This is a genomic window from uncultured Eubacterium sp. (genome assembly GCF_934295145.1).
Lineage (GTDB): Bacteria > Bacillota > Clostridia > Lachnospirales > Lachnospiraceae > Eubacterium_I.
Window position 1 is genome coordinate 25,745 of sequence record NZ_CAKRAS010000005.1, and the last position, 21,876, is coordinate 47,620.

Sequence of the window (21,876 nt, forward strand, 5' to 3'; positions counted from 1 at the left end):
TCCGGAATAAGTAACCCGAGTGCAGGAGAACAATTGTACCTGTTGGCATTTTTTGTTTTTCTGATCAGTGAGACATTTTCGACAACCATGTTTCAGCTTCCGGGGAGTGCATATACACTTTGCAAAGCAGTGGCATGTTTATTGCTGATTATAAAAGTGTTTCGCTTTGATGAATTTTCGAGAAGAACATTTTTTATATTTGTATTGTTAATACTGGAAGCTATTCTGGTATATGTTAATTCCGGATATATGGAAGTATTCTTTTGGGTACTTTTTGTGATGAGTGCAAAAAATGTTTCATTTAAGAAAATACTGAAGGTATATCTGATCGTTACGATCAGCATTGTGCTTTTAGCTTTTTGCGCATCCATGTTGCAGGTGATAGAAAATCTGCAGTATACCAGAGGTGATGGAAAACGGGTCAGAAATTCATTTGGTGCAATTTATACAACGGATTTTGCATCACATATTTTTATGATCACGATGTCTGCGTTTTATTTGCTGAAGGACAAGCTGAAGACATGGCATTTTATTCTTGGAGCGGTTGTGGGAGTATTGGTTTACTGTTTTTGCAATACACGTCTGGATATGGGCTGTCTGTTTCTTATGCTGATCTGTTTTTATTGCATCAGCCAGGGATATGTTGCAAACGGTAGAAATATTTTCAGTACAGGAAAAGAAAAGAAGGCTTTACCTTACAGCATGCCAATTGCAGCAGGATTTATGTTTGTCGCATCCTATTTTTATAGTTCTGGAAATTCTATTTTCCTGGCATTAGACAGTTTTATGTCAGCTAGATTGAAATTGGGGCATAAGGGATTGATGAAATATGGAATGACGTTATTTGGACAGTCGATAAAAATGGTTGGAAATGGTGGGACTACAAAGATATCGGCTTCCCAATATTTCTTTATAGACTGTTCGTACCTGTATATTTTTCTGCGATATGGAGTGTTTTTTTTACTGATCACATTGGCGGTATACATGATGTGCTGCAAAAAGTATCAAAATGATCCATATTTTATAGCAGTTATCATTCTGATATCCATTAATTGTATGATCGCGCATCATATCATAGAATTAACGTACAATCCGTTTGCACTGGCATTATTTGCAGCGGCACCGCAATTGGAACAAAGAGACTGTAGGAGTAATAATAATAAATGGTCAAGATTAAATCTGTTAAAGTAAATTTTATAATGAATATGATTCTTACGGCATCGACATTCATTTTTCCGTTGATCACATTGCCGTATATTACGCGTGTGCTTTCGGTAGAAGGTGTTGGTAAGGTAAACGTGGCTACTTCGATTGCTCAGTATTTTTCTATGGTAGCGATGCTTGGCGTGCCAACTTATGGTATTCGTGCATGTGCACAGGTAAGAGATGACAGAGAGAAGCTGACCAAAACAGTACAGGAGATTCTATTGCTGAATCTCCTTATTTCTGTTTTTGTGTATGCTGCTTATTTTGTGGCAGTATGGCAAGTGCCGAAGATGCACAATGATGCTGCTTTATACTGGATCATGAGTTCTACAATTATTTTTAATGTAATTGGTGTGGAATGGCTGTATAAAGGTTTGGAGCAGTATACTTATATTACAGTGCGGTCGATTATCTTTAAAGCAATCGGTCTGGTGCTGATGTTCCTGTTTGTCAGACATCAGGGAGATTACGTTATCTATGGAGCAATCAGCATTGTGGCTACGGTTGGATCTAATTTCCTGAATTTTATTAATCTGAGAAAGTATGTTAATCTGCGACCGGTAGGGCATTATGATTTAAAACACCATTTCAAAGAAGTAATGATTTTCTTTGCAATGGCAGCAGCAACGACAATTTATACGAATCTGGATAACGTTATGCTTGGTTTCCTGAAAAATGAAACGCAGGCAGGCTATTATGGAACATCCATAAAAATTAAAGGATTACTGGTAAGTTTTGTTACAGCTTTGAGTACTGTATTGTTGCCAAGGGTTTCTTATTATATTGAGCGTGGAATGAAAGAGGAATTCAAACGGGTGAGCAGAAAAGCGTTACATTTTGTGGTACTGCTTGCGTTGCCGGTAACGGTATATTTTATTTTGTATTCCCGGGAGTCTATCTTTCTGCTGGCCTCCAAAACATATGAAAATTCTATTATACCAATGCAGATCATTATGCCGACAGTACTTCTGATCGGCCTGACAAATGTTTTAGGATTACAGATCATGGTGCCGATCGGAAAAGAAAAAATGGTATTTTATTCTGTACTTGCCGGAGGAATTGCAGATTTTGTTGCAAATATGATTTTTATTCCAACAATGTCGGCAGCTGGTGCTGCGCTTGGAACACTGATCGCAGAGACTGTTGTTCTGATTGTTCAGCTCATTGTATTGCGTGACTGGATCAGGGATTTGTTTTCAGAAGTACAATGGGTAAAAGCATGTGTATCTACCGCGGTAGCAGGAGTTGCCTGTTATGGAGTAAAAGCACTGAATTTATCAAATTTTATAGCCCTGGTAATATCGGTATGTGTTTTTGGAGCAGTATATGCGGTATTACTTTTGATTATGCGGGAACCGTTATTCCTTGAGGTATTACAGGATGTATTGCATGGGAAAGTGAAACGTGGAAAGGCAGAGAAAGATGGAGAATAACATTGTGATTTCTTTTATTATACCGGCACATAATTCAGAAAAGTTTCTGAAAAGATGTGTGGAAAGTGTAGTAAAAGAGGAAAAGCAGCCAAAAGATAACAACCTGGCTGAAGTCATAATTATAGAGAATGGTTCTTCCGATCATACAAAACAGATTGGAACAGCTTTGGCTGAAAAGTATGAGAATGTTTTTCTGATCTGTTCTGAAAAAGGTGTTTCGAATGCAAGAAATGCTGGAGTAAAAGCTGCACATGGAGAATGGATTTTTTTCTTGGATGCAGATGACTATCTTCCAGCAGGAACTTTGCAGAAATTATTGGATACGGTAAATAGCGGAAAAGCGGCAGATCTGTATATTTTCAGTTATGAAAAAGGAAATGCGATCGTAAATGTTGCAACTGGAGAAAATGCAGACGGTTATGAAGGAACCGGGGTACGGGAATGCCTTGCAGGAATGCTTAGGAACCCGACACGCTGCATGGCTGTCTGGGGGAAATTGTTCCGGCATAGTATTATTCAGCAATCTTCATTAGATTTTAATAAAAAATTAAGCCTGGCTGAAGACAGTGATTTTCTGATTCGGTATATAATGAAGTGTGGCAGGATCATTTTTTCACAGGAATCCTGTTATCATTATTCTACGGATGCAGGTTCTGCAATGCGGACATATGACGGGAAGAAGACGGAAGGATATCTGTTATCTCTGCAGACAACACAGAATGCGATACCGGAGAATGACCAACAGTTATATCAGGCTTATCAGGTGTATATTTTAATGCATCTGAATATAATGATGGTCAGAGAAGTATTTTCAGCGGGAAACAGAGTAGTTTTTTCAGAAAAGGTAAAGGCATTGAAGAAGCTTCTGCGGGAGGAAATATTTCAGAAAGCATTGCAGGCTGTACCGGCAGCTTCCTGTAGATCTGCGCGTATGATGCCAATATTGCTTTTGAAATTTCAGCAATATTATTTGTGTGGAAAAGTGTATGAACTGCGTGCAAAGCAGAATGAAAAAAGAGAAATGCGGACAGAGGATTAGGTTGATGGAAGAGAACTATGTGGATGTAAATATGCAAAGGAATGGTAAAGCGAAAGAGCAGATTCATGCGGCATCACCGAAAAATGCAATTATTCTTGCTGCCGGATATGGCATGCGAATGGTTCCAATCAATACAGAAGTGAGCAAAGGGCTTCTGGAGATTCACGGGGAACCACTAATCGAAAGGTTGATCCGGCAGCTTCATGAAGCGGAAATATACGAGATATATATCGTAGTTGGATTTATGAAAGAAAGATATGAATATCTGATTGATGAATATCGGGTGGAGTTGATCGTAAATCCGGAATATACAACGAAAAATAACCTGTATTCACTGAAATGTGCAGAAAAATATATTTCAAATACGTATATAGTCCCATGTGATATCTGGTGTGAACATAACCTGTTCCGAAAGCAGGAATTACACTCTTGGTACATGGTAAATAATTCTTTAAAACCAGACAGCTGTGTCTTAGTAAACCCAAATATGGAACTGAATCTGATATCAGAGACAGATGCCGGAAATGGTATGATTGGTATTTCTTATCTGACAGGAAAGGAAGCTCAGCTGGTAAAACAGCGGATAAAAGAGATGTGCAGTACATCCTGTTATACGAGTGCATTCTGGGAAGAAACGCTTTATGAAAAAAGAAAAATGATCGTGCCGGCCAGAGTAGTAGATGAAGCGGATGTAGTAGAAATTAATACATTTGAACAATTACGGGAGTTGGATAGCGGTTGTGATCAGTTAAAAACAGATGCGATTCAGATTATTGAAGCAGTGTTCCGGGTGTCGCAAAAGGATATAAAGAATATTACTGTTCTGAAAAAGGGAATGACCAACCGGTCATTTTTATTTGAATGCAAAGAGAAAAAGTATATTATGCGAATCCCCGGTGAGGGGACAGATAAACTGATCAACAGGCGTGAGGAAGCAGAGGTTTATCAGAAGATAGCAGATTATCATATATGTGACCGGGTAATTTATATGAATCCGGAGAACGGATATAAAATTACAGAATATATGAACTCTGTCAGAAACTGCGATGCAGAGCAGATGGAAGATGTGAAAAAGTGTATGAAAAAATTGCGCGAGTTTCATGAATTAAAACTGAAGGTCAATCACGAATTTGATCTGTTTGAACATATTCAGTTTTTTGAACAGTTGTGGGAGGGAAGCCCCTCCGCTTTTAAAGATTATGCGGAGACGAAAAGGAAAGTATTTTCGCTGAAATCGTATGTGGAACAGTATTGCGGGCAGAAAGTACTGACGCATATTGACGCTGTTCCGGATAATTTCCTGTTTTGGGAGAAAAATTCAGAAGAAACTGACATCAGGCTGATTGACTGGGAGTATGCAGCAATGCAGGATCCGCATGTAGATATTGCGATGTTCTGTATTTATGCTATGTATAACAGAACACATATTGATCAGACAATCGATGCTTATTTTACAGAGGGGTGTGCAGAAAACATCCGTATAAAAATTTATGCATATATAGCGATATGTGGTTTATTGTGGAGTAACTGGTGTGAATATAAGCGAAGCCTTGGTGTTGAATTTGGAGAATATTCGCTACGGCAATACAGATATGCAAAAGAGTATTATACGATTGTAGAGACTGAGAGAAGAAAAGTGGAGATACAGGAACATGAATAGAGTAGAAAGAGCAATCATTATGGCTGCGGGAAAAGGAACCCGAATGAGACCGGTAACGCTGCATACACCAAAGCCATTGGTAAAAGTAAATGGAAAGAGAATGATTGACAGTGTAATTGAAGCACTGCATAAAAATGGAATATCTGAAATTTATATTGTGGTTGGATATCTGAAAGATCAATTTGAGATATTGCCCAAAGAATATGAAAACGTGAAGCTCATTGAAAATCCATTTTATGACACCTGTAATAATATTTCATCATTATATGTGGCAAGAGATTATATAGAAAATGCCATTATATTGGATGGAGACCAGATCATTTACAATGAGAAAATTCTGGCCCCGGAATTTGATAGATCCGGGTACAATGCAGTTTGGACAGATGACGAGACAGAGGAATGGCTGATGACGGTGGAAAAAGGGATAGTTACTTCATGTAGCAGAACCGGTGGAAAAGGCGGATGGCAGCTGTATTCCGTATCAAGATGGAACGAAGCAGATGGAAAGCGTCTGAAACATCACCTGGAACTGGAATTTAATGAGAAATATAACCGACAGATTTACTGGGATGATGTTGTAATGTTTTGTCATGCGGACGAGTATGAACTGGGTATTTGTCCGATGAACGCAGATGATGTAATTGAAATCGATAATCTGGAGGAACTGATAGCATTAGATGGATCATATAAAGATATATGATGAAATGCAGGGGAGGAGAAATGAAGAAGAAAATAGACTGGATGGTCACGTTAGTGCCATTTATTATAATTGTTGGTATTGCAGTGATTTTGTTTATATGGCCGAGAGAATCCAATGATGTAATACATCAGATAAGATTTTTCCTTGGAGATACACTGGGCAGCTATTATTTGATTATTGGCTTAGGCGTTTTATTGATATCTGTTTACCTGGCGTTTTCAAAGTATGGAAATATCGTACTGGGCGAACCTGATGAAAAACCGAAATATTCATTTTTTGTATGGGGAAGTATGATGTTCACCTGTGGACTGGCAGCGGATATATTATTTTATTCCTTTGCTGAATGGATCATGTATGCAACAAATCCGCATATAGCAGACCTTGGACCAGTGCATGAATGGGCAGGGGTATTTCCTTTGTTCCACTGGAGTTTCATTCCATGGGCGTTTTATCTGGTGCTTGCGGTTGCATTTGGTTTTATGCTCCATGTAAGAAAGCGAAAGCGTCAGAGATATTCAGAGGCATGCCGCCCGGTTATCGGAAAACATGCGGATGGTCTGCTGGGACGTGTAATAGATATGTTTGCGCTGTTTGCCCTGCTGGCAGGAACAGCGACAACATTCAGCGTTGCAACTCCACTGCTGGCAGAAATTGCAATGCGGTTATTTCATATTCATGTCAGCCGAACGGTTGTGACGATTATCATTTTGCTGATCACATGTGCTGTCTATACTTATGCAGTGTTACATGGCTTTAAAGGAATCAGCTTTCTGGCAAAATTATGTATTTATCTGTTTTTTGGATTACTGGTTGTTGTGCTTGTGTTTGGCGGTCAGGGACGTTTCATTATTGAAAACGGAATTCAGTCTCTTGGAAAAATGGTACAGAACTTCATTGGATTAGCGACCTACACAGACCCTGTCAGGGCAAATCATTTTCCACAGGACTGGACCATTTATTATTGGGCATACTGGATGGTATGGTGTGTTGCTGCTCCGTTTTTTATTGGCAATATTTCAAAGGGAAGAACGATAAAACAGACAATACTTGGAGGATACGTTTTTGGTGTTGGCTCAACCATTGTAAGCTTTATCGTGCTGGGCAATTATTCTCTGGGATTGCAGGTAGCAGGAAGAGAAGATTTTATAGCTCAGTTTAAAGCAAACGGAGATTTGTATGATTTGATCCTTAATATTATACAGACAATGCCTTGTGCACCATTTATTCTGATTCTTACTTTTGTATGTATGATTGCATTTTATGCAACATCCTTTGATTCTATAGCGTACACCGCAGCATGCTATAGTTATAAAGAACTTGGAGAAAATGAACATCCGCACACGTTAATTACATTATTATGGTGCGTTCTGTTGATCGTGTTACCAATTGCGCTTGTTTTTTCAGAAAGTTCTATGGGAAATATTCAGTCAATCAGTATTATTTCGGCTTTTCCAATAGGAATCATCATGATCCTGATGATATGGAGCTTTTTTAAAGATGCAAAAAAGTATATCAGCAAAAGTGATACAAAATAGTTACAGTGACTTAATAAAAAATTAAAAATAAAAAGGTACAGAAAAAGATGGTTTGAGTATATAATATACTTGTATAAAAATGGTCAAATCTATCATAATGATAAAAATAGGAAATGCAGACAGATTATTTTAGGAGTAAAAGAAAATGTACAGAGTTCTTGTATTTGGAATGACAGAAAATCCCGGTGGTGTGGAAAGTGTGATCATGAACTATTACCGGTGTATTGATAAAACAAAAATACAATTTGACTTTCTTTGTAATTTTCATGAGAATGCGGCGTATGAGGACGAATTGGTCGCCATGGGCGGTAACGTTTTTCATATTACAGCCCGCAGTGAGAATTATGGAAAATATAAAAAAGAATTGGAAGCATTTTTTGAAACTTCACAGGGTGTTTATGATGCAATCTGGGTAAACGTCTGTAGTTTGGCCAATATTGATTATCTGATCATGGCAAAAAAATATGGTATACCGCGGAGAATCATTCACAGTCATAATTCGCAGAATATGGACAGTAAACTGCGTGGCATGCTGCACAAAAGAAATAGAAAACGCATTGATAAATTCGCAACGGATTTCTGGACATGCTCTGAGGATGCTGCAAAATGGTTTTATGAAAAACGTCTGCTTCCGAAAGTTGTGATGATCCGAAATTCTATCTCAGTGGAACGTATGGCTTTTGATGAGGAAAAGCGTAAAAAATATCGGAAACAGTTGCAGTGTAATGACGATATATGGGTGATTGGAAATGTCGGCAGACTGCATTTTCAGAAAAATCAGAAGTTCTGTCTGGAGATTTTTCAGCAGTTTTTGAAAAAAGATTCGAATGCCTGTCTGGTTCTGATTGGACAGGGCGAGGATGAAGCAGAGCTGAAGGAGTTGACCAGGCGGTATGGAATCAGCAAAAAAGTGTACTTTGCGGGAATGCAGACGGATATCCGTGGATGGCTGAGTGCGTTTGATACTTTTTTGTTTCCATCTAAATTCGAGGGACTGCCGATAGCAGCGTTGGAAGCACAGGCGAATGGCGTGCCAATGGTGGCTTCTGCAAAAGTAATACCGCAGGAAGTAAAAATTAATTCGAACTTTGAATTTGTGAATCTGGATGAGGGGGCAGTCGTATGGAGTGAGCACCTGAATCATATTCGGCAGACGATGAAACGTCTTGATATTTCAGAAGTAAAACAGAATTTTACGGAAAAGGGATATAATATAGAGACGGAAACAGTAAAATTAGAGAAGTTGTTTTTAAAGGAAGTAAAATGAAGAAATATCAAATTGTAGAAATTTCTGAAAATCATAATCATGCGGGAACAAAGGCAACTCAGGATATTACAGAGATTGCAGATCAGCTTGGGTATGAGCGGGTCATGATTCGCATGAATACAACAAAAAAGACAAAGCTTGCAAAAGTACAGCGGCAGATTGGATATCGGAAAGACTGGGCAGAATGTCTGAAAAAGGTAGAGGAGAATGCTGTTATTTTATTACAGCATCCGTTTCATTATCCTCAATTAACCAGAGAAAAAACACTCATGGAACTGAAAGAAAAAAAACATGTGAAATTCGTCAGCCTGATTCATGATGTAGAGGAATTGAGAGCTTTTCGGTATAACGATTATTATAAGGGTGAATTTGATTTTATGCTGCGCATTGCAGATGTATGGATCGTACATAATGCGGTGATGAAGCAGTTTTTTATAGAGTGTGGTGTTCCGGAAGAGAAAATTGTGACACTTGGAATTTTTGATTATCTGCAAAGTGGAAGTGTGTATAGAAAACCACAGTTTGAAAGATCCATTACGGTAGCTGGAAACCTTGATACTGAAAAATGTGGATATGTTGGTCAGCTTGGTCAATTGTCAAGTGTACAGGTGAAATTGTTTGGAATGAATTATGATAAAAAAATGGATCAATGTGAAAATGTACGGTATTACGGAAGTTTTCCAACAGATGAGATCCCTGGAAAATTGACGGGTGGTTTTGGTCTGGTATGGGATGGAGCCGGTATTGACGGATGTATCGGACAGTCCGGACAATATTTACGCTACAATAATCCACACAAATTATCATTATATTTATCAAGTGGTCTGCCGGTCATTATCTGGAAAGAAGCTGCGGAAGCGGCTTTTGTAAAAACACAGGGAGTTGGCATCTGTGTGGAATCCCTTAAGGAATTATCGACAATATTTGAAATGTTGGACGAGAATACGTATAATGGATATGCAGAAGCTGCACAAGTGCTTTCAGAAAAATTAAGGACAGGACAGTTTGGCAGAAAGGCAATACGGACAGCAGAGGATATATTAGGATTATGAGTAAGAAGAATATAAAAATAATAGTTGCTGCGCATAAGAGATATTGGATGCCGTCGGATGAAATGTATCTGCCGATACATGTAGGTCATGCAATCGCAAAGGAAGATATTGGATATCAGGGTGACGATACCGGCGAAAATATATCTGAGAAAAATGCAAACTATTGCGAATTGACAGGTATTTACTGGGCATGGAAGAATCTTGATGCAGATTATATTGGCCTGGTACATTACAGACGTTATCTGTCAAACAGGAACAGCGGTTTTCCTGTCTGGTTTAAGGATAAAAAAGAATCTGTTTTAACCTGGAAAAAGGCGAATCACATTTTGGAACATTATGATGTGATTGTTCCGAAAAAAAGAAATTATTATATAGAGACATTGTATAAGCATTATGAACATACACATGATCACAAACATCTGGATATCACAGGAGAAATCATACAGTCTCTTTATCCGGCGTATGAGGAGACTTTTACGAGAATGCTTCAGCGTAAAAGCGGTCATATGTTTAATATGTTTATTATGAAAAAAGAACTGTATCATGCGTATTGTGAATGGCTGTTCCCTGTTTTGCAGCAAGTGGAAAAGAAAATTGATACTAGCAAAATGACGCCGTATGAGGCCCGGTTTATGGGACGAATTAGTGAATTATTACTGGATGTGTGGTTGGAGCATAATCATATTGTATATAAGGAACTGCCCTGGGTTCAGCTCGGAAAAGAAAACTGGCCAAAGAAAATCAGATATTTCCTTGCGGCAAAATTTAAAAATAGAAAGTATGGACAGAGCTTTTAAACCAGTGTTGACATTTATAAAAAAGAGAGTAAGATTTAGACTTAGAGTTATTTATTGTAAAGAATGGGTGTAAATGTTACAAACATTTTTTGCAGAAAGGTGGGTTTATGAAATTAAACAAGGCAATCATGGTGCTGGCAACAGCTGCCCTGCTCACGGGTATGTGTTCTGTGCCTGCGTTGGCAAAAGATGCTTCTGCCACTGTACCTGTGACAGGGACGCAGGAAGAAAAAACGGATGCGGAACAGCAGGAAATGTGGATTCGACACAATGGACATATAGATGATGTCAAAGAGTATGAAGTAGTGAAAAGTGAGGATACAGACTCTGTTTATCAGAAGATAAAGTATACCTGTACAGAAACGGGAAAGGAATATACCGCTACAGTACATACGGATGAAGCAAAGCATATCTGGAGTGACAAGTACACCATCGATCAACCTGCTACACCGGATCAGAAAGGGACAGAAAGCAAACATTGTACCGATGAAAAATGTGAGGCAGTGAGTGATGTAAAAGAAGATGTAGACTGGGTTCCGGTGGCATCTATCTCATTTGGTGTAAAGGAAGTACATGTAACAGATGCCACACCATTTGAACTGGATACAGTTGTTTCACCGGAAAATGCATCAAACCAGGATCTGATCTGGGAATCTTCTGATCCGGGTGTTATTGCGGTAGATGCACAGACAGGTACCATTACACCGATGAAAAATGGTACCGCTACGATTACGGCATGGGATTCAGAGAAAAAGGTATCAGCATCCGTTAATGTAACAGCTGACATGGTCAATGGCATTATCAAAAACCAGGAAGATGGCAATTGGTACTACTATCACAATGGCTTGATTGACCGTACCTATACCAATGTCGCAAAAAATGCAAACGGCTGGTGGTATGTAAAAGATGGTCAGGTAGATTTTTCTTATACTGGTGTAAAAAGTAATGAAAATGGTTCCTGGCGAATCGTCAACGGAAAAGTAGATTTCAGCTGTAATGATATCGTAAAGAGTGAAGATGGCTGGTGGTATGTCCGTGGCGGAAAAGTAGATGATAGTCATACTGGTGTAGATAAAAATGCATATGGTTGGTGGCGTGTTGCTAACGGAAAAGTAGATTTTGACTGCAATAGTGTAGAAAAGAATTCTAATGGCTGGTGGAAAATCACAAATGGAGCTGTAGATTTTTCCTATACCGGAGTAGCAAAAAATAGTCTTGGCTGGTGGCGAATTGTCAAAGGTAAAGTAGATTTTGGCTGCAATAGTGTAGAGAAGAATGAGCTTGGCTGGTGGTATATCCGCGGAGGTAAAGTAGATTTCAGTTATACAGGAGTAGCAAAGAACAGTCTTGGCTGGTGGCGAATCGTCAACGGAAAAGTAGATTTTAATTGTAATAGTGTAGAAAAAAATAATCTTGGCTGGTGGTACATCCGCGGAGGTAAAGTAGATTTCAGTTATACAGGAGTAGCAAAGAACAACCTTGGCTGGTGGCGTGTTGCTAACGGAAAAGTAGACTTTGGCTATAATGGTATTGCGGTAAATAGTTATGGAGCTTGGTATATTCAAGGCGGAAAAGTGGATTTTGGTTACAATGGAAATATGAAGTGGAATGGCACTGATTGTTATATTTCAAACGGAAGAGTGACAATGCAGGGCGTGAGCCCACAGATTGCTGCCAGGGCAGCTACCGCATCCAGTGATACAAGTTGGTTAATTGTTACAGATACGTCTGCTTGCAAGGTAGCTGTTTTTGCAGGGGCACAGGGAAACTGGTCAACTGTTAAATATATTTCCTGTAGTCCGGGTAAACCTTCTACACCGACAGTAAAAGGAGAATTTAAAGTAACAGGTCGAGGCTTATCCTTTGGAAAGCCAACCTATGATTGCTGGTATTATACACAGTTCTATGGAGATTATTTATTCCATTCAGTTATTTACAACAAAGGAAGTAAAACAAGTATTCAGGACGGACGTCTTGGTATGCAGTTATCTCATGGATGTGTAAGACTTGCTTTAAGTGAAGCAAAATGGATCCATGACAATATTCCAAACGGAACAAAAGTAATTGTATTCTAAAAAATGTAAGAAGAAAATGTGGATTTTAGATATAGAAAATCTAAAATCCATATTTTTTGTGCTCTTGAATATTAAAAAAATGTGGGTTATAATATAAAATTAGTTTAGAGTTAATACAATAGATGAATAGGAAAGGCAAGAAGTGAAGAAATGAAAAATTGGAAAAGACGAATTTCTGCATTACTCTGCGGTCTTATGATTTTGACATTGACAACAGGAACAGTATATGCAGCAGATGCTTCTGATGAAACATCAAATGTGACACTGGAGACACAGACCGAAAGCGCAGAGCAGACGGAAGTTGATGAGAGTGAAATTTCAGAACAGTTATTGGAGCCAAATATAAAAATTCAGGAAAATCAAATAACGCTGCGTTATGATGACAGATATTCCATTTATTCTGATCAGGATCATGAAGAATATAATGACTATAAAATTGATCATGTAACAAATTTAGAGAGCAAATCACATCCAGTGAAAACGGGAGAAGTACAGAAGCAGGAATCAGATGAAGTACTTACTCAGACAGATGACAGTAATGTGAGAGCAAGTGGCGTTGGTACAGCACTTCTGGTTTTGGTTCCAAAGGAAGAAAACAGTGAGGCATTATACGATAAAATTTATGTTCATGTGACTGTGGAAGCAGCACCACTGACGATCATGTATCTAATGGGACAGAGTAATATGGAAGGTATGTGTTCTGCTAATACGGGCTATCAACTGAATAAGTCAGTGGCCTGTGAGCCGGGAACTGTATATTCAACATATGCGCCAACTGTCTGGAACTGGGCAAGAAATATTACAGGAATTAATTTTTCTAAAGTATGTAATGCAGGAAATGCGGAGGATTTTGTGACTGGTTCAATGAATGGTGACAGTTCTTTATCAGGAAAAACACTGGAATATCCATTAAATACTCTGTCTTCAGAGGGTGAAGGAAAAACAGGTCCGGATAGCGCACTGGCTTATGAATGGAACCACTTAACAGGCGAAAAAGTCTGGACAGTAAATGTGGCTTGGAGTGATACAGCAATTGCAAGCTGGCTTCCGGGACAGAGTGTATATGAGAGAGCAATTACGCTCAGCAAACTAGCGCAGAAAGTATACGAAGCAGAAATTACATCCGGACATTACACGGAAGGACATCGCCTGATGTATTGGCTCCAGGGAGAAACTGCAGACAGAACGCGAAGTGCATCTGATTATTATAATGATTTCTATACGATGTACAGCAATATCACAAAGCAGTTAACCATTGAAAAGTGTGGCATTATTATGCTTCGCTCTTCTGTCGGATCGAAAGAGACCGAGGATGAGCTGGTTATGACTGGACCGAGAGCAGCGCAGTATGGAATTGGTGGAAGTACATCGTCAAAATTAAATAACGTATATGTAGTGACAAATGATAACGAAGCATGGGTAAGTGACGCCGGTGTAGGTCAGTATTTTTCAAAATATAATGGTACATTTGATTATCCGATTCGCGATGGATTCAGTAAAGTTCCGACAAGGATCACCGATGTTCATTATGATATTCACTATTCTCAGATTGGGCATAATGAAAATGGAATTATGGCTGCAGATGGTATGTATCAGATGATGCAAAAGCATGGCCAGGGAGATGTAACAGTTGACTGGCGAGATGCAAATGGAAAAAGTGTAACACAGGTTTATGTGAGACAAAATCATACAACAACTCTGGTAGGAGTGACAACTCCGGTATATGGTGCAAAAAATGTAACCTATCGTACAAACGGAAATATTTCCTATGATTCGGAAACCGGTACATTGAAAGGACTGCAGAAAGGCACCGTTGCAACTGTCAGTGCGATTGTTGGGGGGAAGACGATTCCTCTTTCTGTAACTGTTTTGGATGAATGGGACTATTCAGCAGAATTAGGAGCTTCTTATACGGGATTGTATAAAGATAATGATCAGTGGATTTATGTACAAAATGGAAAAGCAGATTTTTCTTATACCGGTTTTGTGCAGAATGAAGATAATTGGTGGTATGTCGAAAATGGCAGAGTGTCTTTTCTGAAAAAGGATGTTATCAAAGGTGTTGTAAATGGAGAAGAAGGCTGGTGGTTTGTAAAAGACAGTCAGATTCAGTTTGTAGATTCTATTGAGAAAAACAGCAACGGCTGGTGGCGGATTGCCAATGGAAAAGTAGACTTCAACTGCAACAGTGTAGAAAAGAATGAACTTGGCTGGTGGTATATCCGAGATGGAAAAGTAGACTTTGGTTATACAGGAGTAGCTAAAAATAGCAATGGCTGGTGGCGAATTGTCAATGGAAAAGTAGACTTTGGCTGCAACAGTGTAGAAAAGAATGCCCTTGGCTGGTGGTACATCCAGGGAGGAAAAGTAGACTTTACATATACAGGAGTGGCGAAAAACAGCAATGGCTGGTGGCGAATCGTCAATGGAAAAGTAGACTTTAGCTGCAACAGTGTAGAGAAAAATGAACTTGGCTGGTGGTATATCCGAGATGGAAAAGTAAATTTTGGATATTATGGAATTGCAAAAAACAGTAATGGCTGGTGGTATATCCGAGGAGGAAAAGTAGATTTCGGATATAATGGAAATGTATGGTATCATGGTCATAATTACTGGGTTTCAAACGGTTGGGTAAGAATGTAACAGTGAAGGAATGTGGATTATCCAGAGCCCAATATGCTGATTTTAAAGTAATATGCAAAGTGAAAAATGCTCCAGCTACAGAAATGATAGTTGGAGTATTTTTTATGGAAAGGTTAAGTATGAGTACAGGTGAGCTGATTAGCACTGAACGGTTGCAATATAATAACATTGACTTGATAAAATTCATTATGGCTTTTGCTGTAGTTGCAATACATACGAATCCGTTGGTTAATTGTAAAAATGACATAGTTCAAATTGTATATAATAATATTGTTAACATGGCAGTACCATTTTTCTTTTTGACAACCGGTTTTTTACTTTCAGGGAGAATGTCATTTTCGAACAAAACATCAGATATATCTATATTAGGACATTATATAGGAAAAATACTGAAAATGTATTTTATTTGGATGGTATTATATACCCCGTTAACAATTTATCATGTTTTTGATAAGAACATTTCTCTTAAAAAAGCTATGTCAACATATTTACAAGGGATATTTTTTACTGGAGAACAATATAATGCTTGGCCGTTATGGTATTTGCTATCAACCGTATATACATTGTGCATAGTAATATTATTGTTAAAATTGAATGCTTCAAAAAATAGTTTCTTGATAGTGAGTATAATTTTTTCTGTTATTTCAATTGGAATAAGCTGGATTGCAGGAATTGAAAGCAGTAAATATAGTGTTGAAATAGTGCAAAATATAATTGCACATACAGTTTATAACGGGCGTATATTCAGAGGAATGATATTTATTCCTATAGGTATGTGCTTCAATTTCCAAAAAATATCCTATAATATGAATATTTTAATTATGATAAGTAGTTTTTTTCTAAATTGCATTTTAAAGAATTATTTTTTGAGATCATATTTATTGATTTTGACAACAGTAAGTTTTTTTGGAATAATTTTAAATTGGAAATTAATGGATCATCCTGTATATCATAAATTAAGAAAGATGAGTACGATTATGTATTTGATTCATATGTATATATGGAGTATCTACTATAAAGTTCTTTATGGAGAAAAAACATACGGATTAGATAGTTTTATTATTACTTCGCTTTGTGGATGTGTTGTGGCATTACTTTATTTAAAAGTTATTAATAAATTCAAGATGCGAGCTTTTCACAAGAGAAAATGATATGTTTAGCTTGTTCCAGTTTATGTATTGAGTTATACTAAAAAGTATATAGTTGTTTTTAGAAAGATGAGGTTTACAAATGAAAAGAATTGCAGTAATGTGTCTGATTGCTTCTTTGACAATGTCAGTAAGTGGAGTTCCTGCGTATGCGCGGTCTGTGGTTACTACGGGAAATACAGTTAGCACAGTGGAAAAAACGGCAGCAACACAGGATGAGGAAGAACAGTCAGCCAAGACTGTAAGTACAGATAAATATCCGGATGACTGGGATGCGGATGATCCGGGAAATGCAAGAGCATACATGCAGCAGCATGGAGATGCAGATAATACAGAAGAATCTACTGTGGATGACAGTAATATTGCATTATTCTCTTTGGATAATGTAAATTTAGCTAGAAGCAGCAGTGGTGTGACGACAACGTGGGAAAATTATACGTTAGATAATAATGGGAATATCACAGGCTCAAAGACGAATACTTATACACATAATCCGGCAAATACCAATGGAAAAAGTATTGTAGCAGGAATTGATGTGTCTTATCATAATGGAAATATCGACTGGAATAAAGTAAAAGCATCTGGTGTGGATTATGCCATGATCAGGGTCGGATACAGAGGATTTTCCGGTGGAACAATTGCAACTAGAGGAGACAATAAGTTTAAAACTTATATTGAAGGCGCAAAAGCTGCAGGAATAAAAGTTGGTGTTTATTTCTTTTCACAGGCAATTAATGTGCAGGAAGCAGAAGAAGAAGCTGAGTGGACATTAAATCATATCAAAGATTATCAGATTGATCTTCCAGTAGTAATAGATTATGAGTATGCCGGAAATACGGATAAGAATGGAAACTCCCTGGAACGTCTGAATAATGCAAATCTGTCAAAAGCGCAGAAAACTGAAAATGTAACGGCATTTTGTAATAAGGTGACAGCAGCAGGATATCAGGCCATGGTATATTCCAGTTCAAGCTGGCTGGAACATGATCTGGATACCGATGCACTCGGACAGAAGTATGGAGTGTGGATGGCACGTTTTAATACCCATTCTTACACAGATTCAGAAAAAGGAAAATTCTATGGTGGAAAAATAGATATCTGGCAGTGTAGCAGCAGAGCCAAAATAGGTGGTATCAGCACTTGTGTGGATCTTGATTATTTATATGAAGAAAATAACAATAATAAGACGGATATTGTGGAAGATTCGGAGACTGGAGACTGGTATTACACAGTAAATGGAGAGAGAGACGAGACATACACAGGTGTAGCGAAAACAAGTAAAGGCTGGATCCGGATTGAGAATGGAAAGGCAAATTTTGATTTCCAGGGAATAGCAAGTAATCAGAATGGAACCTGGTATCTGAAAGATGGAAAGGTAGATTTCGACTATACAGGCTTCGCTCATGTGGGGGGAGACTGGTGGTATGTAGAAAGTGGTCAATTAAAATACGATAGAACAGATGTCATTGAAGGAACTGTCAATGGGGAATCCGGCTGGTGGTACGTCGTTGGCGGAAAAGTGACCAGAGATACAACCGTAGCAAAAAACAGCCTTGGATGGTGGCGCATTGAAAACGGAAAAGTAAACTTTAACTTTAATGGAATCGCCAGCAATGAAAACGGAACCTGGTATCTATCCGGAGGAAAAGTTGACTTTAATTATACCGGTTTTGGCAGTGACGGAACGGACTGGTGGTACGTAGAAAAAGGCCAGGTAAACTACAATAAGACGGATGTCATGAAGACGACCATTAACGGCGAGACTGCATGGTGGCATGTAGTCGGAAGTAAAGTGACAAAGGATACAACGGTAGCGAAAAACAGCAATGGCTGGTGGTATATCAAAGACGGAAAAGTAGACTTTGGATACAATGGATTTGCGCAGAACAGCAATGGTTGGTGGTATTTGGAAAATGGCAAAGTAACATTTCAGAAAAATGATGTCATTAAGGGTACGGTCAATGAGACGAATGGCTGGTGGCATGTAATCGGAAGTAAAGTGATCTTTGATACAACCGTGGCAAAGAATGGAAATGGCTGGTGGTATATCAAAAACGGAATGGTTGATTTCACACACAGTGGCGTTGAGAAGAATGAAAACGGCTGGTGGCGCATCGAAAATGGAAAAGTAAACTTTGGATTTTATGGCTTTGCAGAAAACAGCAATGGCTGGTGGTATCTGGAAGGCGGCAAAGTAACATTCCGTAAAAATGATGTTATTAAGGGCACAATTGGTGGTGTCAATGGCTGGTGGCATGTAGTTGGAAGCAAAGTGACCAAAGATACAACAGTGGCAAAAAACAGCAATGGCTGGTGGTACATCAAGGATGGAATGGTTGATTTTACTTATAATGGTATCGCACAGAACCAGAATGGCTGGTGGTATCTGGAAGGCGGCAAAGTAAACTTTGGTTACAATGGAACTGTGACAGCAGACGAAAAAAACTATACTGTAAAAAATGGCAAAGTTAATAAATAATAAAGCGCAGTAAAAGAGGGATACTTATGAGAAAAAAGAATAAGGTAACAGCGGTTATTCTTTCATTGTTTCTGAGTGTTGTGATGTTTGCGACACCTTGTCTGGCAGCACAGGCAGATAACGGAAGTATGGTGCTGACTGAGGATGGTCAGGAAGTAAGTCAGCCGGAAAACAATACAGATGTAACTGAAACAGATCAGAATAACGGTACAAAGGTTGAAGCAGATTCCTCAGATGTAGAAGATGTTTCTAAGTCTGAGGTGGAAAATCCGGATGTCAGCAGTACGGAAGATGTTGTTGTGGATGATGAGAAGCCGGATGTTTCGGATGTAGAGACAGCGGGAAATCCATCAACAGACAAGTCTGAAACAGATACACAGGATATCGCAACACAGGAAAATCAGGATGCCGAGGTTGCCGTGCAGGATCTGGAAGTGGAAGAGAAAAGTTTGTCTGGTCAGTATCTGATTAACTTTAATAAATCCAATAGTTCTTCTACCTATGTATCTTATACAGAATACAATACAGGAAAAAGCGGATATATTAATGGTTTTTATGGTGCGGATGCGGCATACCTTGGAACCACAGGAAATTATTATATCTTTATGATGTCCGGTGTGATTGGAAAGGTCAGCAGCAGTGCGGTAACCCTGATTCCGTTCGAAAATGCAAAGAGTCACAGTTATTATTATGTGGAAAAGGGCAATCTGTATCATAGAATTACGAGAAACTTATCTGGAGCAAGTTATGTTTCAAAACTGAATAATGGAAAGGCCCCTTCGTATTTGTCAGCGGGAACGAATTATCTCAGTTACGATGGACATTATTTTTACACGAATTATGCGACAATGGTTTCTGATTATACCAGTGACAGTAGAGCACATTCTGTAAATCCGAATATGCCATATTACAATTATTATCAGTTTCTTCCGTTGCGCAGTACAACCTGCTATACCGCAGATGAATTAAATACAACCATTAATGCTAAGATTACATCGACATCCAAGATGAAGGATCTGGGCAGTGATTTTGTAAATGATCAGAATACATATGGTGTGAATGCGTTATTGATGGCTGCAATTGCGGCAAATGAAAGCAGCTGGGGAGACAGCAGTATTGCAAAAAACAAAAATAACCTGTTTGGACTAAATGCAGTGGATGCATCTCCGTCACAGAGCGCAAATCAGTATGCAAATGTATCGACATGTATTAAAGATTTTGCAGAAACCTATATGTCAAAAAAATATCTGAACCCAAATAATTTCAGTAAAGGAAATTATCGTGGTGCTTATCTTGGAAATAAGGCAAGTGGTATCAATGTGCAGTATGCGTCAGATCCATACTGGGGAGAAAAGGCGGCAAACTATGCTTACTATCTGGGGCAGAAATTGTCATCCAAAGACGAATATCGTTATACGATCGGTATCAAAGATCCGATCAGCTGTGTGAATAAGACACCGTCCATGAATCTGAATGTGCGGAATGGAAATACGACTTCTTCTGCGAGACTGTATTATGCAGCAAATTTATATGGTGTAGCGTTCTTATTGAAAGATGGAACAAATGTATCGAATGGTTTTTATAAGGTTCAGAGCGATGGCGTATTAAACAGTGGACGAACAGCTATTAACAACAGTACTGGTGTTTATGATTTCAGTGATATGTATGCATATACAAGTGCATCTTACATAACGGTTGTAAATTATGGAGATGGAAGCAATAACAATGATGTCATTGACAAGAGCCTGAATGGTGTGATCAAAGCTGCAGACGGAAACTGGTACTATTATGTAAATGGTGTGATCGACTATACCCATACCGGTGTAGACAAAAATGCCAACGGCTGGTGGCGTGTGGAGAACGGTAAAGTAAACTTTAACTATGAAGGTGTTGCCAAGAACCAGAATGGCTGGTGGTATCTGAAAGATGGACAAGTTGATTTTACCTATAATGGATTTGCAAGTAATGAAAACGGCTGGTGGTATGTAGAAAACGGAAAAGTTACATTTGCAAAAAATGATATCATTAAGGGAATTGTTAAAGGAACAAATGGCTGGTGGCATGTGGTTGAAAGTCAGGTGACTTTCGATACAACAGTAGCAAAAAACAGTCTTGGCTGGTGGTTTGTCAACAACGGAATGGTCGATTTTTCTCATAATGGTGTAGAGAAAAACAGCAATGGATGGTGGTACATCAAAGATGGAAAAGTTGACTTCTCCTATCAGGGCTTTGCGCAGAACAGTAATGGCTGGTGGTACCTGGAAGGCGGAAAAGTTCTATTTTCAAAGAGTGATGTAATGAAAGCAACCATTGGTGGTGTTAATGCATGGTGGTATGTGGTTGGAGGTAAGGTGACTTCTGATACGACTGTGGCAAAAAACAGCAATGGCTGGTGGTATATCAAAGATGGAAAAGTAGATTTCTCCTATCAGGGCTTTGCACAGAACAGCAATGGCTGGTGGTATCTGGAAGGTGGAAAGGTAACGTTCCAGAAAAATGATGTTGTCAAAGGAGCAGTAGATGATGAGACTGCATGGTGGCATGTCGTTGGAAGCAAAGTGACCTACGATAATACAGTAGCAAAAAACAGCAATGGCTGGTGGAAAATTACAAATGGAAAGGTTGATTTCAACTTTACGGGAATTGCATCAAACCAGAATGGCTGGTGGTATCTGAAGGATGGAAAAGTTGATTTTTCTCATAATGCAACAATTACATCCAACGGAAAAACGTATCAGATCGTTAACGGTCAGGTAAAATAATTGAATATAAGCGAAAAATGCACTTATATGAATAATAAGTGCATTTTGCTTTACTAACCAGCAAAAAAATGTTACAATTT

General features: G+C 38.5%; 14 protein-coding genes. All 14 read left to right on the forward strand.

Annotated elements, in window-relative coordinates:
* The first annotated feature begins 42 nt into the window (after positions 1-42).
* On the forward strand, positions 43-1,191 hold the full coding sequence (locus Q0I54_RS01815) for a hypothetical protein (protein WP_296115959.1): 1,149 nt from the start codon (positions 43-45) through the stop codon (positions 1,189-1,191).
* The gene (locus Q0I54_RS01820) at positions 1,164-2,639 is read left to right on the forward strand and encodes a flippase (RefSeq protein WP_270367284.1); all 1,476 of its coding nucleotides are present in this window, start codon (positions 1,164-1,166) and stop codon (positions 2,637-2,639) included. Before Q0I54_RS01815 ends, Q0I54_RS01820 begins: the two co-directional genes overlap by 28 nt.
* A 4-nt stretch (positions 2,640-2,643) precedes the next feature.
* Positions 2,644-3,678 (forward strand): glycosyltransferase family 2 protein, encoded by a 1,035-nt coding sequence (locus tag Q0I54_RS01825; RefSeq protein ID WP_296115961.1) that lies wholly within the window; start codon positions 2,644-2,646, stop codon positions 3,676-3,678.
* A 4-nt stretch (positions 3,679-3,682) separates the two neighbouring features.
* Positions 3,683-5,338 carry an NTP transferase domain-containing protein gene (locus Q0I54_RS01830; protein ID WP_296115963.1) on the forward strand — a complete coding sequence of 552 codons (1,656 nt, stop codon included), beginning with the start codon at positions 3,683-3,685 and terminating at the stop codon, positions 5,336-5,338.
* Positions 5,331-6,038, forward strand: coding sequence for a phosphocholine cytidylyltransferase family protein (locus Q0I54_RS01835; RefSeq protein ID WP_296115964.1), 708 nt, complete (start codon positions 5,331-5,333; stop codon positions 6,036-6,038). The genes Q0I54_RS01830 and Q0I54_RS01835 overlap by 8 nt, the downstream gene beginning before the upstream one ends.
* Positions 6,039-6,058: 20 nt before the next feature.
* Positions 6,059-7,573, forward strand: a complete 1,515-nt coding sequence (locus Q0I54_RS01840; protein ID WP_296115965.1) for a BCCT family transporter — start codon at positions 6,059-6,061, stop codon at positions 7,571-7,573.
* A 145-nt stretch (positions 7,574-7,718) separates the two neighbouring features.
* Complete coding sequence (locus Q0I54_RS01845; protein WP_296115967.1) at positions 7,719-8,840, forward strand: glycosyltransferase family 1 protein; 1,122 nt, start codon at positions 7,719-7,721, stop codon at positions 8,838-8,840.
* Complete coding sequence (locus tag Q0I54_RS01850) at positions 8,837-9,892, forward strand: hypothetical protein (RefSeq protein ID WP_296115968.1); 1,056 nt, start codon at positions 8,837-8,839, stop codon at positions 9,890-9,892. Before Q0I54_RS01845 ends, Q0I54_RS01850 begins: the two co-directional genes overlap by 4 nt.
* Positions 9,889-10,689: a DUF4422 domain-containing protein gene (locus Q0I54_RS01855; protein ID WP_296115969.1), complete on the forward strand. Its 801-nt coding sequence runs from the start codon at positions 9,889-9,891 to the stop codon at positions 10,687-10,689. Before Q0I54_RS01850 ends, Q0I54_RS01855 begins: the two co-directional genes overlap by 4 nt.
* 107 nt (positions 10,690-10,796) lie before the next feature.
* Entirely contained in the window at positions 10,797-12,764 is a 1,968-nt protein-coding gene (locus Q0I54_RS01860; protein ID WP_296115971.1) for a L,D-transpeptidase family protein, read from the forward strand.
* A 150-nt stretch (positions 12,765-12,914) separates the two neighbouring features.
* Positions 12,915-15,407 carry a sialate O-acetylesterase gene (locus Q0I54_RS01865; RefSeq protein WP_296115973.1) on the forward strand — a complete coding sequence of 831 codons (2,493 nt, stop codon included), beginning with the start codon at positions 12,915-12,917 and terminating at the stop codon, positions 15,405-15,407.
* Positions 15,408-15,409: 2 nt separating this feature from the next.
* Complete coding sequence (locus Q0I54_RS01870) at positions 15,410-16,558, forward strand: acyltransferase (RefSeq protein ID WP_296115974.1); 1,149 nt, start codon at positions 15,410-15,412, stop codon at positions 16,556-16,558.
* Between the two features lie 79 nt (positions 16,559-16,637).
* Positions 16,638-19,034, forward strand: coding sequence for a GH25 family lysozyme (locus tag Q0I54_RS01875; RefSeq protein ID WP_296115976.1), 2,397 nt, complete (start codon positions 16,638-16,640; stop codon positions 19,032-19,034).
* Between the two features lie 26 nt (positions 19,035-19,060).
* Positions 19,061-21,796, forward strand: coding sequence for a glucosaminidase domain-containing protein (locus Q0I54_RS01880; protein WP_296115978.1), 2,736 nt, complete (start codon positions 19,061-19,063; stop codon positions 21,794-21,796).
* Positions 21,797-21,876: the final 80 nt, after the last annotated feature.

What these genes read in the sequence shown, in the direction of transcription:
- Q0I54_RS01820 (WP_270367284.1), top strand. Translation starts at nt 1,164, where the DNA reads ATGGTCAAGATTAAATCTGTTAAAGTAAATTTTATAATGAATATGATT.
- Q0I54_RS01830 (WP_296115963.1), top strand. Translation starts at nt 3,683, where the DNA reads ATGGAAGAGAACTATGTGGATGTAAATATGCAAAGGAATGGTAAAGCG.
- Q0I54_RS01835 (WP_296115964.1), top strand. Translation starts at nt 5,331, where the DNA reads ATGAATAGAGTAGAAAGAGCAATCATTATGGCTGCGGGAAAAGGAACC.
- Q0I54_RS01840 (WP_296115965.1), top strand. Translation starts at nt 6,059, where the DNA reads ATGAAGAAGAAAATAGACTGGATGGTCACGTTAGTGCCATTTATTATA.
- Q0I54_RS01845 (WP_296115967.1), top strand. Translation starts at nt 7,719, where the DNA reads ATGTACAGAGTTCTTGTATTTGGAATGACAGAAAATCCCGGTGGTGTG.
- Q0I54_RS01850 (WP_296115968.1), top strand. Translation starts at nt 8,837, where the DNA reads ATGAAGAAATATCAAATTGTAGAAATTTCTGAAAATCATAATCATGCG.
- Q0I54_RS01855 (WP_296115969.1), top strand. Translation starts at nt 9,889, where the DNA reads ATGAGTAAGAAGAATATAAAAATAATAGTTGCTGCGCATAAGAGATAT.
- Q0I54_RS01860 (WP_296115971.1), top strand. Translation starts at nt 10,797, where the DNA reads ATGAAATTAAACAAGGCAATCATGGTGCTGGCAACAGCTGCCCTGCTC.
- Q0I54_RS01865 (WP_296115973.1), top strand. Translation starts at nt 12,915, where the DNA reads ATGAAAAATTGGAAAAGACGAATTTCTGCATTACTCTGCGGTCTTATG.
- Q0I54_RS01875 (WP_296115976.1), top strand. Translation starts at nt 16,638, where the DNA reads ATGAAAAGAATTGCAGTAATGTGTCTGATTGCTTCTTTGACAATGTCA.
- Q0I54_RS01880 (WP_296115978.1), top strand. Translation starts at nt 19,061, where the DNA reads ATGAGAAAAAAGAATAAGGTAACAGCGGTTATTCTTTCATTGTTTCTG.